Below are 15,483 nucleotides of genomic sequence, written 5' to 3'. Positions count from 1 at the left end.
GTATTTGCTCATCGCTTTTCTAGGTAGATATTGTTTCCTTCTTGTCTTACGTTGACGTTTAATATATTTTTGAGTACAAAGAGCATGCTTTCTTCACTTGCGGTAGATATGGTACCATCGATACGCTTGTCAGCCATTGAGGTATCAGGCAAAATCACCTTAAAACCATATAGATTTTCAAACTCGGCAATGATATCTCCGACACGAGTTTGCGCCATTAGCAATTTATTTTCTTTCCAAGAGAGCTGTGGAGCCACAGTTGCAGTGCCATTAACTACAAATTTGCTGTTAGTGGCTAGTCTTGCAAATTCACCAGGTTTTAATATTTTTTCTTCGCCAGTAACGATAGATTTTACTTTAACCTTACCACTAACCAAAGTCACCTGATTTACGTTTGGTCTAGATTTTAAGTTAAAGGTGGTTCCTAGTACTTCAACTCTTAATTTTTTACCTTCGGCTACAAATCGTTCGCCTGTTTTAATGTCATCTGGGTTTTGGTTAAGGTGTTTTACCTCGAAATAAGCTTCACCATCAATAGTTACTTGGCGACTAGTATTCCAATTAAAGGCTCTAGCATAGCTGATAGACGAATTTGCATTTAAACGAACTTTGGAACCGTCTGGCAGCACTAAAACTTTTTGCTCTCCATATTTGGTAGTAACAGTAATATCCGAATAGAAATACCAACTACCGTAAGCGAAGCAAGCCAAACAAGCTGCCACTCCACTTAACCAGATATTCCGCAATTTTACAATTCTACCTCTACGTTTGCTTTTCTCAATGCTCATCTCAATATCATCCCACAAGCTATCGGTTAAATCAGCTGGGATAGCCATTGGCTCGGCACTTAAAATTATTCTTATTTGAATTTTAGCTTGCTCGAAATCTGTACGTTTTTCTTCATGCTGCGTTAAAACATCATTCCAAAACTGCAGATCTATTGCCTGCTGATATTTCACATAACGGATGAAATCATCATCCCCAAGAAAATCTTCTACGGTATAGTTAAGGTATTTTTCAGCTTGCATGTTTAGGCTATTTATTATACAAACAGCCAGCACATAAAAAACACCCCACGAGATTTAAACTTTTTTTAAAAAAAAATTAATGCCAATAGTTTTGCTTAGCAGAAAGTAACATTCCGATCAATATCACTTTATCAATTTGCATAATTTCTTTGAGGGCCTCGAGCGCCCTTGCACTTAATTTATAAGCCCCTTTAACGGTGATATCCATTATCTCCGCAATTTGATTGTAATCCAATTCCTCAAAATAGCGCAGGTAAATAATTTCCTTTTGTCTCGAGGTCAATTGGTTCATGGCTTCCGTAAGCTTTTTGGTTTGTTCGTTTATTTCTTCCTTACGGATATAAACCGACTCTACACTAAAGTCTAGCACAAAGGATTCTAGGTTTATTTCATTATGATCGTAGCGATTTTCCCTAGTTCTGTAATTGATAATTTCGTTTCGCAAAGCGGATATCAGATAGTACCTAATGTTGTCTGTGTGCTTTAACTTCTTACGATTTGTCCAGATTTTAACAAAAAGGTTATGAATGCAGTCGCGAGTACCTTCTTCATCTAATAAAATACGCATGCCATATTGAAACAATCCTTTATGGTATTCCATATAGATCTGTTTCAAAGCAGCCTGATTTCCATTTAATAAATCAGCCCAAGTATGGTTAGGTTCAGGTATTGCGCTCAATGTATCGTTCTCGTTACAAACAAATGTAGAAAAATTAGAGCTAATTTAACTTTTATATATCTAATTGCTATGCTGTATTAAAAATAGCCAATATTAAAAGTTAATTCTTAATCACATTACTTTCAACTGGCAGCCGTTTATGAATATATAAAGTGTTTAATAATGCGATATAAATAGCAAATGATGTAAAGTCAATATCAAAAATCAGCATTAATAGATGAACAACTACCTAAGCCAACAACCATTTAAATTACATATATTTATTTATCTAATATGCTGACTATGCTTTTCAAACACAGTATTTTTTTCTACATAACGGTACTTTTTTCCACTCACGCATTTGCTCAAGATCAGGTTTCAACAGAAACCTTTCCAGCTATAAGTCTTGTCAATAGAATTGATTTTATAGATCCAAAATACGACCAACCTAGATTTAGTTGTGGGTTTCTAATCAATTATAGTGGAGAAGAATTTGCGGTAACAGCTAAACATCTGTTAAAGATCATTAAAACGGATAAAATGAAAAAACTAGTCTTTGAAAACTATATTAAAGACTGGATTTTATATCCTCTAAATAAAAAAGAGCAGCTAGTAACCACCTCTAAACTATTAAATGAAAACCAACTAGAATCTCTTAATGATGCATCTAGCTACAAAGAAGATTGGCTCTTATTTTCAATAAAAACGAACAACTCGAGTGTAAAACCCTTAGAAATTCGCACCACTCAACTAATAGGAGGAGAAAAGCTATACGTGGTTGGTTGGACCCGAAAAATGGACGAAGGAAGTCAGCGAGTTTATGAATTTGAATATGTAAAATCAATTGGCAACCGTATTTTATTGAGAAATCTTGTTGTGCCAGAACAGTTCGGTGGATTAAGTGGTGCGCCAGTAATAGATAAGCAAGGTTTCGTAGTTGGTATTGTGTCTGGAGGAACTACCGATCCAGAAACAAAGGAAAAATACTTCTCTCCCTGCTCAATCGACGGTTTAGCGGCATTTCTGAAAAACCAACAAAGAAAATAAGTCGTTGTAAAGTCTTATCGAAGCTACATCTCTAAACCCATGCCTATTTAAAATAGGATATCCCAAAGGAAGGAAAGGTAAAAATAAGACACTTTCCAGATGGCTTGACATTGTCATACACAAGCATTCACCGATAGAACAAGCAGAAATACCGATACTTCATTGTAGCGTCTGGTTTAATCTCTACTTTTGTCTTGAGAGCGTTAATTTAGATGGGATGGGGCTTCGGTATGAAGCCTCGTCCTTTTTTTGGATAGTAGCGCAATTGTAATCTTCGCTACTTTAAATTATCCTTCCCAATTAACTCATCTATCGTAATACCGTCTCCTGCCTTTTATCATATCCCCATATATCGTTAAATCTTGCCTTAAAAGATGCGCACCAAATGCCAAACTTAAATTGGTGTCTTTATTTTTTAGCTGCAATTTTTTATCCAATAACCAGACGACCTGATCGATGGTAAATGAATCTATAAAATCAGATCGCTTAACTGTTATTGGCAGATCATTTACCGTGTAGAAGTAAATGTGGCTGGTAATTATCTTCTGTGTTAACTCTTGCTGTTCTTTATCAGCCAGCTCATAATCAGTATTATTAAAAGATAGCGGGTTAAAATTCAAATTGAGAGCGGATAGGTATTTATTATACGCTTCTTCTAATTCTTGCTCATTAATTCCTTTGAAATAACAGTTAACATTATCGTTCTGTACTCTTATTCCATCTACCTCTCCAGTAATCTTGAAAAGAGTTTGTATTGGCACTGGGTCCAGTTTTCTTTCAAAATAGATATCGTTGTTATTATTGTATTCCATATTTTGATTAATGGCTTATGAAACCAATCTTCTACTAAATTTAAAATCCTATTTCAATAGATTAAACCCTTAGTTGATAAATCCTTGATTCTTCTTCCCAAGGATGGTAGCCTTGACCGATATAATTAAATCCAAATTTTTCATAGTAACCGATATGGTCAGTACATAGATTCAGAAAAGAGAAACCAAATGCTTTCGTATCTTCTTTTGCTTTTTCAATCAGCAATTGCCCATAATTATTTCCTCTATGCTTTTCTGCAATGAATATTGCGCACAGCCATGGGTACAGATCCATCCTGCTAATAAAATCGTTGGTAATCAAACCAGCGCATCCTATGATCTCCGATTCTTTTTCTAAGAGATACCATTGAGGTAAGGATTGCTCGGCTCCTATACAGTTTACAATACAATCTTCATAAATAATTGGAGATACTTCTGACCAACTATGTTGTAAATACTTAATTGCTCGTTCTTGATATTCTGGATTTTCCCTTACAGTTATTACTTTCATTATTTGTAATATAGCAATTATAAGTCGAGCAACATCCAAAGTGTACATGCATAATGTCCCGAGTTTCCCATTGGCTGTTCTAATTTTCTAAATCCAGCCTTTTCATACATACCAACAGCAGTTGCTAATTCTGGAAATGACTCTAAATACACTTGCTTATAACCCATGCTTCGAGCTGAAGCAATACTTTGCTCCATCAGTTTTCTTCCTAGACCTTTTCCACGAGCATTGGCAGAAAGATAGAACTTTACCAATTCCACACAACCTGCTGGTAAACCATCTGTAGGATAAATCCCACATCCGCCTAGTAAGTGCGCATCCTCTTCAGCAAGCCAATAAGTAGCTCCATTGGTATCAAACAACTCGTAAAGGGCATCGGTAGTGGGATCTGTATAAACTGTTCCAGGTTTATCAATCTTAAATTCTACAAATACTTTTCGGATGAGTTCGGCAATTAGAGGGTTATCTTCTTTGTTGATATTTCTTATCGTTGTGGCCATTTATTATAAATTATAGAGGCCCAAGATAGAAATCTCAGCGCTAAACGTCTTTGGTATCTTAAAAATCTTACAGTTCAATAACAGACAGCTTTTTACTTATCTACAGCATAGCTTCGGTGTAGACCTACTGTTACTGGCTATCTTCTGTGTTACAGCTAGGGGACTACAAATGTTCTTATTCCCATTTTCTTTGAACTTATTCGTACGCTTTACGAACAAGATACGGAGGTGGTAAAAGGTATTTTTTCTTACATGCCAGAACTGACGTGATCAAAAGGACTTATATATTTCCAATTTGCCAACAAAGCTTTTACTGAGGTACATAGATCGGAAGCCGAATTATCATCACCTCCCGCCGCTTCTTAGATCATCCGGATTTGGGTCTTCATCGCTATCGTCTTCACCGCCTATCGCATAAGATAACTGCCGGCCATGGATGGCCAGCCTTATGTTCCTTAAATGAGGGATAAAGTAGCTCTCAATAGATAAAATTCATGCCTTACAGCCATTCGCCGATAGAATTAACTGTAATGCCGATACTTCATTGTAGTTTTTAAGTTTATAGCTACATTTGTTGTGAGAGCGTTAATTTAGATGGGATGGGGCTTCGGTATGAAGCCTCGTCCTTTTTTTATAACTACACATTTCGCTCTAGCAAATGCTTTCGCTGGCAGCCTACCCTCTTCTGCTTGAAGTCATTAGCAACACCACACCAACTAGCACGCCAATACCCATAGCCATTTTTGTTGTTTTAGAAGGCACTGGCCATATCGTTTCGCCGTAAATGCGGTGTGGATTACCTGAGGGTTGTAATACATTACCTGCGGTAGGTTGGCCTTGCTTTAATTTCATCATCATACGCATGCCAGCCGATGCTGTATTTACCAGTAATTTTGGAAAAATCGAATGCATGGTTTTAAGTGCCCAAGAGCTGAAATCTGGGAATTTGTCTTTTTGCGGATCAATTGCTAACTGCAATAATTGCGCTGCCGTGTCTTTGGGGTCTGCGGCAAACGGTGGGACTTTAAAATCGAGTCCAGAATACTTTGCCGAATGCATATTTCCCGTAGAACGTTGTATTTGAGGATATAAGTTACAGATGTGAATATGTTCTTCAGCTGAAAGCTCTCCTTGTAGACATTCCATCATTCCCTTTATCCCAAACTTAGTTGCCGAATAGACTGCACTATAAGGGGCAGGCATATAGCCACCAATGGAAACGTTATTGACTAACACACCGTGACCTTGTTGTTTAAAAACAGGCAATAAAGCATGCGCACAATTAAGATAGCCGAAGAGGTTGGTTTTTACCACTTGATGGCTTACTTCAATTGGTATTTCTTCAAATTTACCACTGGCCATTACTCCGGCATTATTTATCCAGTAATCTATTTTGCCCCTAAAGGCTAAAGCATGGCTAATTAGTTGCTGTACTTGCACATAGTCTGAAACATCGGTTGGTACCGCAATAGCTTTTGCCCCCAGTACTTCACAGCGCTTTACCGCAATATCTAAAGCTTCTGCTCCTCTAGCCACTAGCACTAAATTACAACCTGCTTTAGCGAAAGCTTCTGCCGTTGCTAAGCCTACGCCACTAGATGCACCAGTAATCACTACAGTTTTATTTTCAAAGTTGGATATGTTTTCTATTGCATTCATGATGACTCGTTTTAATAGAGCAACATCGATAGTACTGAAATGTTTTATTTAGAAGTATTCACTCAAAAGTTAAAAATGGATTTCAGTTTTATTTCGAATAAATGACATCAAGAATCTGTATTTGCTATACACGGATAAGACATTGCTCAAGTTTGAGCTATAGTAAGTCCATAGTAGGTCCATGTTAAGTCCATGTTTTTATGCTAATATGTGGACTTAACGTGAACCGACTTTAGAGCCACTATCCATTTACCCTTGACAATGACAGGAACTTACTTCAACGATTACAAAACTTACTTAGGAGTATCTGAATTTGGTCAATGTTACCGTGCGGAATTACAACCATTTTATTGTCGAATTGATTCAAATAGGTGGTTTTAGAAAATTTTGTAGGGATAAAAAACTAGTCGCTTTATTTCACTTTAACCACTACTTTCCCTTTAGCACGCCCACTTTCAACATAAGCTAATGCTTCGTTGGTTTTCTCAAATGGAAATATCTTGTCTACAATCGGTTTGATAGTACCTGCCTCTATAAGCGTAGTGATTTTACTTAACTGCTCACCCTCTGCCCTCATAAATAAGAAAGAATAATCAACATTTTGTTTTTTTGCTTTCTTTCGGATACCGCTGCTGATCAGTGTAAGGATTATTTTCACAAACCACGGCACGTTTGCTTCTTTTGCGAAAGTTGGTGTTGGTGGACCAGAAATGGAAACAGCTTTTCCTCCCAGCTTTAGGATACGGATTGATTTTTCAAGGGTTTTTGTATCCTGACTGTTCAATACAGCATCATAGTCTATTAATAGATCTACAAAATCCTGTGTTTTATAATCTATCAGCACATCTGCACCAAGTGTTTTAAGCAAGGCAAAACTTTTTTCGCTGGCCGTCGTGGCAACCGTTGCGCCCAAATATTTCGCCAATTGAATAGCAATGGTGCCCACACCACCCGAACCTGCTTGGATAAAAACCTTTTGCCCTTTTTTGAGGTCTGCTTTTTCTACCAGCGCCTGCCAAGCGGTTAGTGCCACCAACGGAACAGATGCCGTTTCCTCCATCGTCAGGTTTTTAGGTTTAAACGCTACGTCCTTCTCGTCTATGGCAATAAATTCTGCAAATGTACCAATCTGAAAATCGGCAGGTCGTGAATAAACCTCATCGCCGATCTTGAATTTTTTTACATTTTTCCCAACCTTGATTACCACACCTGCAACATCATGTCCCAACACGAGCGGAAGCTTGTAAGGTAAAATCAATTTAAACTCCCCTGATTTTATTTTAGCGTCTAACAGGTTTAAGCCTGCTGCATGAATCTCTACCAACACATCGTTGTCTTTTACCTGCGGAACTGGCACATCGTTAAGGTGTAAGGTTTCTTTTTTTCCATATTTATCAATGGTATATGCTTTCATTCTGATGATTATGATTTTAATGCTGCTTCCGATTTCTTTGGATTGATCAATCCAAATGTCAATTTAGGGAAAAGTCGGTTCAATACATATATCAATTTTGTATCTCCAACCTGAATGGTATATTGGTCTTTTTCCAATCCCCCTATCAGTTCTTTCACCAATTTTTCAGGACTTATTTTTTTATCATCTCGATCTGCAACCATTTCCGTATCTACCAGTGGTGGCAACAGTTCGAAAACTTTTACATTGCTGTTCAAAATTTGCAGATGCCCTCTTAAAGACTTGGTATAGAAGGACAATGCAGATTTTGATGCCGAATAAGTAGCTTCTATCATTGACGGCACAATACTCAAGATGGAGGTAGTATTAATGATAGCTGCTTCCTTTCTTGATTTGAGCATTTCCATAAAAAGATTATTGAGGCGGATAACACCAAAATAATTGACCTCCATTTCATAAATAGCGCCTTTGAGATGCTTGTCGTTTGCTACACCTAAATTGGTAGGCGGAATGCCAACACCGGCATTGTTGTACAGTATATCAATCCCGCCAAGTTCTTTAACTTTGTCAAAAAGGAATTGGGCATCTGCTTCATTACCCGCATCACTTTGTATAGCAATTAGACTAGGGTACAATTTCCTTGCGGCATTTAATTTGTCCTGATTTCTGCCCGTAATGATCACCTTTGCCCCAATTTCCAAAAATTGCTTTGCCGCTTCCAATCCTATACCCGAACCACCACCTGTGATCAGGATTGTTTTTTCTTTTAAATCCATTACCTGTTGAAATTAGTGAGGAACATTTTCTGTAATTGGAACAACCAATTCGTGGATTTTCTTTGTATCACCAACTGGTACTTCGAATTGATTTTTTTCCAATGCAACGAACAGTTCATCTGCCACTTCAGATGCCGGAATTCCATTTGCTCCACCAATTTCTGCAGAAAACTCGGTATTTACCAAAGGCGGATAAAGTTCGTAAATATTTAAATTTTCGTTTTCTGCAAATGTATCCCTCAATCCCTGCGTATAGCTATGTAATGCCGCTTTACTTGCCGAATAGGTTGGTAGATATTTGTTAGACCTGAATACAGCAATAGAGGAAACATTTACGATTGCTGCCTCTTCCTGTTTTAAAAGTAAGGGTAAAGTTAACGCAGTAAAATCAATCACACTGATGTAATTGGTATTCATTTCTTGATAGGCTTTTTCTGCCGCATTGTTATTAGCGTCGCTCAAATCGTTCATAAACGCTGCACCAGCATTGTTGATGATAATGTTAATCTGTGGGTGGTTTACTTTCAGATCTTCTGCAATGCGAATTCTATCTGCTGCTATCGATAAATCGCCACGAATGGCTACTGCATTATCCAATTCTTTTAAGGCGTTTTGAAGACGTGTTTCATCACGGCCATTAATGATTATATGATTACCTGAAGCACTTAGTTTTTTAGCAATTGCCAAACCAATACCGGCACTTCCACCGCTGATAAATACTGTATTTCCTGTTATTTTCATGATTGTTGAGTTTAAGAACTTATATGTTATTTATTCAATGTTGGATAATCGGTGTATCCCTTTGCGCCTGGTGTATAAAAAGTAGTTTGGTCTGGTACGTTAAGGGCGGCATTTATTCTAAATCTTTCAACTAGATCAGGATTTGCTAAAAATGGTACACCAAACGATACCAAGTCTGCATCACCATCATTTAACACTTTGGTTGCAGTTTCCTTATTAAATCCCCTGTTAATCATAATGGTACCTTTGTAAATCTGACGGAAATGTTTGGCTACTTCCTGTACCGCATCCGGGATTGCAGACACATCAGTAAAAGGTTCTATCAGGTGCAGGTAGGCCAGTCCGTAGTCATTTAACCTGTTTACGATATAATCATAAAGAGCTATGGTTTCATCATCTACAAGAATGCCCATAATGCCATTTAGCGAAGGATTTAAACGAACAGCAACCTTTTTAATGTCAACCGATTGTTTCAGTTCATCCAAAATCTCAAACAGGATTCGTGCCCGGTTTTCTACCGAACCACCATATTCATCTGTACGCAGGTTAGTGTTTTTGCTGAAAAATTGCTGTAAGAGGTAACCGTTTGCACCATGCAGTTCCACACCATCAAAACCTGCTTCGAATGCATTAATGGCTGCCTCCCTAAAATCATTGACCGTTCTTTTGATATCTGTGATAGACATCGGTTTTGGTGATTCGGATAGCTTAAAACCTTCCATCGTAAACACTTGTTGCTCGGGATTTACATCTGAAGGCGCCAATGGTTTTTCTCCATTATGCAGATCAGGATGAGAATAGGCACCAGTGTGCCATAATTGTGCGAATATTTTTCCGCCTTTTTGGTGTACGGCCTCTGTAGTTAGTTTCCAGCCCTTTACCTGTTCATCTGTATAAATTCCGGGTACATTTACCACACCTATAGCCTCTTCGTTCACGAAAGTTCCTTCTGTAATGATAAGTCCTGCCGTGGCTCTTTGGGCATAATACTCCGCTATTAATTCTGTAGCGACATTTCCTTCATTATTGGCACGGGAACGTGTCATCGGTGCCATAACCAGGCGGTTGCTCAGCGCTAGGCCTCTTAGGCTATAAGGTTCGAAAATTATTGATTTTTCCATTGCATCTATAATTTAATTATGTAATTTTACTTGCGTTTTGCAAGTGCAAATATATAAACAACTTTTAATTTGCAAGTGATTTAATAATTTATTTTATGGGAGATTTAAAAAAACGGTCTGAATGCCCTATTAGCAGCTCATTAGATATATGGGGAGACAAATGGTCGTTGTTAATCGTGAGGGATTTAATGTTTGCTAAACAATGTACTTATGGTGATTTCCTAAAATCGGATGAAAAAATAGCGACCAATATTTTGGCTTCCAGATTACAGATGCTGGAAGAAAATGGCGTAGTTATCAAACAAGATCATCCAGATAGCAAAGCCAAGGTTTTATATAAATTAACTCAAAAAGGGATTGGTTTACTTCCATTGATGCTTGAGATTAACTTATGGGCAGATAAATATCTTACGATTCCAGCAGATCGCAAAGCGATACTAGAAGAAGTTAAAAAAGACAAGGAAGGTTTTATAAAGGTAAAGACAGTAGAATTGATGGAACGATTGGAATTAAAATAAGTGATGATCTAATCTAAAAGTAAAATGTATACGGTGCTAATTAAGGAAGACAGCAAACAATTTATCTACAATAGGACCGATTGTACTGCTTCAATAGCTATCAAAAAAGTTTAGTTGAAACACTTTGAATAGTGCTGAGATAGGATAACCATCCGAATTGATATTTAAAAAACCGGACTTTGAAAATTCAGAGTCCGGTTGTACCCAAGAGGAGATTCGAACTCCCACACCCTTAAGGGCGCCAGCCCCTCAAGCTGGTGCGTCTACCAATTTCGCCACCTGGGTAAGTGGAATGCAAATATATCACTTGAATTGATAAATTGCTACATTGTTTAATTGTTTTTCAATATTCTAAAAACAACCTTTAATCAACGTTAAAGGTTAAACCATCATACGCCAATTGTATGTTAGCTGGCAACTCCTTACTGATTTCTTCGTGCAAACCTAGATTATGACTAATGTGTGTAAAGTAGGTCATTTCTGCTCCTACTTTTTCGGCCATGGCGATAGCTTCATCAAATGTTAAATGAGAAATATGGCTTTCCTTCTGCAAAGCATTCAACACCAAGACCTTCGTTCCTTTTATCTTTTCTAAAGACGCTTCGCTGATTGTTTTGGCATCCGTGATGTAAGTAAAATCACCAATTCTATAACCTAAAATGGGAAGCCTGTAATGCATTACTTCAAATGGAGCAATTTCCGTCTCTCCTACTTTAAAGTTCTCGTGTGTAATGGTATGTAAGTTAATTTGTGGCAGACCATGATACTTTACCTCAGAAAAAATATATTGAAATTCTCTTTTTAAAGCATCCTGTACACGCTCCGTAGCGTAAATATCTATACGCTTTTTAAGGATATAATTGTAAGGTCTGATATCATCCAATCCTGCTACATGATCTTTATGTTCGTGCGTATAGAGAATGGCATCTAAATCATCTACTCCAGCTCTTAACATCTGATAGCGAAAGTCAGGTCCACTATCAATTACCATACTTTTATCATCAGTTTGTATCCAGACGGAAACCCTCAATCTATTGTTTTTTTTATCGGGAGACTTACATACCTCACAACCACATCCAATAACTGGAATGCCCTGCGATGTACCCGTACCTAAAAAAGTTACCTTCAAAACAAATGATTAATGTTGATTTCCAAAGCTAATAAAAAAGGGCTTAAGCTAATAGCCTAAACCCTTTTTGATATATAATTAATTTTAATCAGCAATATGATTAACGTAAATCTACCACTTCTACACCTGGATATTTCTTGGCATCAAAAGCGAAAGTAGCTTCTGGAACTTTTACGTTAGGTGAAAATGTCTTTACGTTGTAAGTATAAGTATTTCCATTTTTTTCGAAAACCACAATATTGGTGATTTGCTTTGCAGCTTTATCAATACTTAAACGCACTTTAAATACATTTTTCTTGATATCTGTTGGAGACAAATCTATCATCTGATAAGTTTTTCCTCCCACTTTCTGTTCACCAGTATAAACATATTTGAAGCCCTTCTCGTAAATAGTAAAAATTTTAGCTGGGTTCAATGCTTCTCCATTTGGATCTACGTTAGATACCTGAACTTCCTTATCGTTTTTTAAATAAGTCCACTGTACTTTACCATCGCTAATCAACTCTTGATTTGTCATGGCAACTTTATACTTATTTGCATTAGCCTTTACATATAAAGTACCTTGTTGAGTTTCCTTCACTTTAGCTTGTTTGTTATCCAAAGTAAATGTAAAATCTGTTTTCACTACATCGTATGAACGATATTTTTTGCTCACTTCTGCTAAAATCGCTTTAGCTTTAGGATCTGTTTGTGCTGAAGCTACTGAACCAAAAACGCCTAGCGCTAAAAACGCTAATATTACTCTCTTCATTTTATCTTTAATCTAAATTCTTTACTTATTGTTCAGGTTACTCAAGAATTGTTCCAAAGCATATTCATCTGGAATTAAAACTTCGCGAGCTTTACTTCCTTCAAACGGGCCAACAATACCAGCACCTTCTAATTGATCGATAATTCTACCAGCCCTGTTGTAGCCCAGTTTCATTTTACGCTGAATTAACGAGGTAGAACCTTGCTGATGCATTACAATCAGCCTTGCTGCATCTTCAAATAAGGCATCTTTATCATCTGGATCGAAGTCTTTTGTACTTCCTTCACCATTTTCATCGATGTATTCTGGCAACAAATAAGCATCTGGATAACCACGTTGGTTACCGATAAAATCGGAAATCCTATCTACTTCTGGTGTGTCTACGAAGGCACACTGTAGCCTAATCAAGTCACTTCCAGTAGCCAAAAGCATATCACCTCTACCGATCAGCTGGTCGGCACCACCACTATCTAAAATGGTACGCGAATCGATTTTTGACAGTACCCTAAACGCCAACCTGGCAGGGAAGTTTGCCTTAATTGTACCTGTAATTACATTTACTGATGGACGTTGCGTTGCCAGTACCAAGTGAATACCAATGGCACGAGCCAACTGCGCTAAGCGGGCAATAGGTGTTTCTACTTCTTTACCAGCAGTCATGATTAAATCAGCAAACTCATCCACCACTAAAACAATGTAGGGCAAGAAACGGTGACCGTTGTTTGGGTTTAACTTACGTTTGATGAACTTCTCGTTGTACTCTTTTAAGTTCCTTACCATTGCATCTTTAAGCAAATCGTAACGCTGGTCCATCTCTATGCAAAGCGAATTCAAAGTATGAACCACCTTTTTAGTATCAGTGATAATTGCATCTTCGCCGCCTGGTAATTTAGCCAAGAAATGACGTTCGATTTTATTGAATAAGGTTAGCTCAACCTTTTTAGGATCTACCAAAACAAACTTCAATTGCGAAGGGTGTTTTTTATAAAGCAAGGAAACTAAAATAGAGTTAATCCCTACTGATTTACCCTGCCCCGTTGCTCCAGCTACCAATAAGTGAGGCATCTTCGCCAAATCGGCGATATAAACTTCGTTGCTAATGGTTTTACCTAAAGCAATCGGCAAATCCATGGTATTTTGCGCCCATTTTTCGGTTGCAAGCACACTTCGCATGGCTACCATTTCAGGATGCGAGTTTGGAACTTCGATACCGATGGTTCCCTTACCGGGCATTGGCGCAATGATACGAATACCTAATGCGGCCAAACTCAACGCGATATCATCTTCTAAATTCTTGATTTTAGAAATACGCACCCCTGGCGCTGGGATAATCTCGTACAAAGTAACGGTTGGACCAATGGTCGCCTTAATTTTATCAATTTCGATATTGTAGTGATTTAAGGTCTCTACAATCTTGTTTTTATTAGCTTCTAATTCATCAGAATTTACGGAAATTTTATTGGTTCCATAGTTTTCCATCAAATCTAAATGAGGGTATTTATAACCTGATAAATCCAAAGTGGGGTCGTAGTTTCCAAACTGCTCCACTAATTCGTCCGATTTCAGTTCTTCCTCTGTTTTCTCGATAGTAAATGTAGGTTCCTCCACCTTCTCTTCTTTTGGAGCAGGTGTAATTTCCATTGCCAATGTCGTTGCCGCTACTACAGGTTCAGCTACAATTACTGGAGCTGTGGGAGTTAATAGCACATTTGTACCTAAGGGTATTGACGACCTTTCTTCTTCCTCAGGTTCTGCTCTTTCAAATCTGCTAGGCGTTAAAACAATGTTTTGTTCCTGCTTCTGCTGATTTCTGTATTTATCGTTCAAGCTAAACTCAACTGGTTCCGATCTTTCTTCTTCTTCCAGTTCGATATTTTCGGGCACTTCGGGTTCTACAATTCTTCTCGGATTTGGAACAGGTTGTTTCTCTGGAAATTTAAAATCGATGTTATAGGCTACAATGAGTACCGAAAGTCCCAAGAAAACCAATATTCCGCCCACTCCCGTTCTACCAATTTGCACTTCTAGTAATTTATTTGTCCAGTAACCAAACTCTCCTTCTAAAAAATGTGGTGTTTTAGAAAAAAATGAATGTCCGAAACCAAAAGCCAAAGACAAGAATAACAGAAAAAAGAAGCTATAGGCCAATACTTTTTCTACCGCAAAAATCCTCACTTTGAAAAGCATTCTGTAACCGATCACGAAAAAGACAAATACAAAAAGGAACGATGCCACCCCAAACCATTCGTAAATAAATTGATGAGACAATAAAGCACCCACTTTACCTAACCAGTTCTGTACAATCGGGTCTTCTACGCCACTTTGTTTCAGTTCTTCTATGCTTTTAAACAAGTTGCCCCAACCTCCATTTGCATCAATTACATAGCTTTGATCTTCTTCCCAAGTAAATAAATAGGAAGTAAATGCTACTAAAAAATAGATAGATAGGATAATGAAAAACAGGCCGATAATCTTTACCAACCTGCCATCTTGCAAGTTAAAAGTAGGGAGATACTCGGATTTTACTCGGGGTTCTTTTGCAGTTGTTCGCTGCCCGCCCTTACTTGGCTCAGCATTTTGTTTGAAAGAATTAGATTTGAATGAATTTCCCCTTACCGACATCGTATCGTTTAATATTTAATGAACAAATATAAGAAACTGTTTATATTCTTTTAATGCGCCGAGCATTTAGCTACCACTATTTGGTTTAAGCTGAAAAAAGTTAAACCTTATGTGCCCAACACAGTCTGTAACTTAGAAAGCAATGAATTTATTGCATAGGTTTTTTTATTTTATTTTTATCCTGCGCAGCAGTAAC

General features: G+C 37.6%; 15 protein-coding genes and 1 tRNA gene. 2 read left to right on the top strand and 14 right to left on the bottom strand.

Annotation, left to right across the window (positions count from 1 at the left end; all coding sequences use genetic code 11):
- Positions 1 to 8 precede the first annotated feature (8 nt).
- Complete coding sequence (locus tag CRO54_RS00780) at positions 9 to 1,028, bottom strand: FecR family protein (RefSeq protein WP_097127571.1); 1,020 nt, start codon at positions 1,026 to 1,028, stop codon at positions 9 to 11.
- Positions 1,029 to 1,104: 76 nt separating this feature from the next.
- Positions 1,105 to 1,707 (bottom strand): RNA polymerase sigma factor, encoded by a 603-nt coding sequence (locus tag CRO54_RS00775; RefSeq protein WP_097127569.1) that lies wholly within the window; start codon positions 1,705 to 1,707, stop codon positions 1,105 to 1,107.
- Between the two features lie 273 nt (positions 1,708 to 1,980).
- Between CRO54_RS00775 and CRO54_RS00770 the strand changes: the two genes are divergently transcribed.
- Positions 1,981 to 2,733, top strand: coding sequence for a trypsin-like serine protease (locus CRO54_RS00770; RefSeq protein WP_097127566.1), 753 nt, complete (start codon positions 1,981 to 1,983; stop codon positions 2,731 to 2,733).
- Between the two features lie 305 nt (positions 2,734 to 3,038).
- On the opposite strand, the gene CRO54_RS00765 is transcribed toward CRO54_RS00770, so the two are convergent.
- The 8 genes from CRO54_RS00765 to CRO54_RS00730 form a co-directional block, all read right to left on the bottom strand.
- On the bottom strand, positions 3,039 to 3,545 hold the full coding sequence (locus tag CRO54_RS00765) for a hypothetical protein (RefSeq protein ID WP_097127563.1): 507 nt from the start codon (positions 3,543 to 3,545) through the stop codon (positions 3,039 to 3,041).
- Positions 3,546 to 3,606: 61 nt separating this feature from the next.
- The gene (locus CRO54_RS00760) at positions 3,607 to 4,056 is read right to left on the bottom strand and encodes a GNAT family N-acetyltransferase (RefSeq protein WP_097129809.1); all 450 of its coding nucleotides are present in this window, start codon (positions 4,054 to 4,056) and stop codon (positions 3,607 to 3,609) included.
- Between the two features lie 17 nt (positions 4,057 to 4,073).
- Positions 4,074 to 4,556, bottom strand: a complete 483-nt coding sequence (locus tag CRO54_RS00755) for a GNAT family N-acetyltransferase (protein WP_097127560.1) — start codon at positions 4,554 to 4,556, stop codon at positions 4,074 to 4,076.
- Positions 4,557 to 5,231: 675 nt separating this feature from the next.
- Entirely contained in the window at positions 5,232 to 6,215 is a 984-nt protein-coding gene (locus CRO54_RS00750) for an SDR family NAD(P)-dependent oxidoreductase (protein ID WP_097127557.1), read from the bottom strand.
- A gap of 412 nt (positions 6,216 to 6,627) precedes the next feature.
- On the bottom strand, positions 6,628 to 7,629 hold the full coding sequence (locus tag CRO54_RS00745; RefSeq protein WP_097127554.1) for an NADP-dependent oxidoreductase: 1,002 nt from the start codon (positions 7,627 to 7,629) through the stop codon (positions 6,628 to 6,630).
- 8 nt (positions 7,630 to 7,637) lie between these two features.
- Entirely contained in the window at positions 7,638 to 8,405 is a 768-nt protein-coding gene (locus CRO54_RS00740; protein ID WP_097127552.1) for an SDR family oxidoreductase, read from the bottom strand.
- Between the two features lie 12 nt (positions 8,406 to 8,417).
- Positions 8,418 to 9,146, bottom strand: a complete 729-nt coding sequence (locus CRO54_RS00735; protein WP_097127550.1) for an SDR family oxidoreductase — start codon at positions 9,144 to 9,146, stop codon at positions 8,418 to 8,420.
- A 26-nt stretch (positions 9,147 to 9,172) separates the two neighbouring features.
- Positions 9,173 to 10,267, bottom strand: coding sequence for an alkene reductase (locus CRO54_RS00730; protein ID WP_097127548.1), 1,095 nt, complete (start codon positions 10,265 to 10,267; stop codon positions 9,173 to 9,175).
- Positions 10,268 to 10,362: 95 nt separating this feature from the next.
- Here CRO54_RS00730 and CRO54_RS00725 point away from each other — a divergent pair, with 95 nt between their 5' ends.
- Positions 10,363 to 10,785, top strand: coding sequence for a winged helix-turn-helix transcriptional regulator (locus CRO54_RS00725; RefSeq protein WP_097127545.1), 423 nt, complete (start codon positions 10,363 to 10,365; stop codon positions 10,783 to 10,785).
- Between the two features lie 201 nt (positions 10,786 to 10,986).
- Here the strand turns inward: CRO54_RS00725 and CRO54_RS00720 are convergent.
- From CRO54_RS00720 to CRO54_RS00705, 4 genes are all read right to left on the bottom strand, one after another.
- Positions 10,987 to 11,070: transfer RNA gene (locus tag CRO54_RS00720), tRNA-Leu, on the bottom strand.
- A gap of 79 nt (positions 11,071 to 11,149) precedes the next feature.
- Positions 11,150 to 11,914, bottom strand: coding sequence for an MBL fold metallo-hydrolase (locus CRO54_RS00715; RefSeq protein WP_097127542.1), 765 nt, complete (start codon positions 11,912 to 11,914; stop codon positions 11,150 to 11,152).
- Between the two features lie 100 nt (positions 11,915 to 12,014).
- A complete protein-coding gene (gene lolA1, locus CRO54_RS00710; RefSeq protein WP_097127539.1) occupies positions 12,015 to 12,665 on the bottom strand; it encodes an outer membrane lipoprotein periplasmic chaperone LolA1 in 651 nt (216 codons plus the stop codon).
- Positions 12,666 to 12,686: 21 nt separating this feature from the next.
- The gene (locus CRO54_RS00705) at positions 12,687 to 15,287 is read right to left on the bottom strand and encodes an FtsK/SpoIIIE family DNA translocase (RefSeq protein ID WP_097127538.1); all 2,601 of its coding nucleotides are present in this window, start codon (positions 15,285 to 15,287) and stop codon (positions 12,687 to 12,689) included.
- Positions 15,288 to 15,483: the final 196 nt, after the last annotated feature.

Origin of the sequence: Pedobacter xixiisoli (assembly GCF_900215335.1) — a bacterium.
GTDB classification, from domain to species: domain Bacteria; phylum Bacteroidota; class Bacteroidia; order Sphingobacteriales; family Sphingobacteriaceae; genus Pedobacter; species Pedobacter xixiisoli.
This window is presented reverse-complemented; position numbering and strand designations above follow the sequence as displayed.

Bases quoted from the DNA above. Each gene is read 5' to 3' on its own strand.
- CRO54_RS00765 (WP_097127563.1), bottom strand. From the start codon at position 3,545: ATGGAATACAATAATAACAACGATATCTATTTTGAAAGAAAACTGGAC.
- CRO54_RS00745 (WP_097127554.1), bottom strand. From the start codon at position 7,629: ATGAAAGCATATACCATTGATAAATATGGAAAAAAAGAAACCTTACAC.
- CRO54_RS00725 (WP_097127545.1), top strand. From the start codon at position 10,363: ATGGGAGATTTAAAAAAACGGTCTGAATGCCCTATTAGCAGCTCATTA.
- CRO54_RS00770 (WP_097127566.1), top strand. From the start codon at position 1,981: ATGCTGACTATGCTTTTCAAACACAGTATTTTTTTCTACATAACGGTA.
- CRO54_RS00740 (WP_097127552.1), bottom strand. From the start codon at position 8,405: ATGGATTTAAAAGAAAAAACAATCCTGATCACAGGTGGTGGTTCGGGT.
- CRO54_RS00750 (WP_097127557.1), bottom strand. From the start codon at position 6,215: ATGAATGCAATAGAAAACATATCCAACTTTGAAAATAAAACTGTAGTG.
- CRO54_RS00730 (WP_097127548.1), bottom strand. From the start codon at position 10,267: ATGGAAAAATCAATAATTTTCGAACCTTATAGCCTAAGAGGCCTAGCG.
- CRO54_RS00705 (WP_097127538.1), bottom strand. From the start codon at position 15,287: ATGTCGGTAAGGGGAAATTCATTCAAATCTAATTCTTTCAAACAAAAT.
- lolA1 (WP_097127539.1), bottom strand. From the start codon at position 12,665: ATGAAGAGAGTAATATTAGCGTTTTTAGCGCTAGGCGTTTTTGGTTCA.
- CRO54_RS00760 (WP_097129809.1), bottom strand. From the start codon at position 4,056: ATGAAAGTAATAACTGTAAGGGAAAATCCAGAATATCAAGAACGAGCA.
- CRO54_RS00780 (WP_097127571.1), bottom strand. From the start codon at position 1,028: ATGCAAGCTGAAAAATACCTTAACTATACCGTAGAAGATTTTCTTGGG.
- CRO54_RS00735 (WP_097127550.1), bottom strand. From the start codon at position 9,146: ATGAAAATAACAGGAAATACAGTATTTATCAGCGGTGGAAGTGCCGGT.
- CRO54_RS00755 (WP_097127560.1), bottom strand. From the start codon at position 4,556: ATGGCCACAACGATAAGAAATATCAACAAAGAAGATAACCCTCTAATT.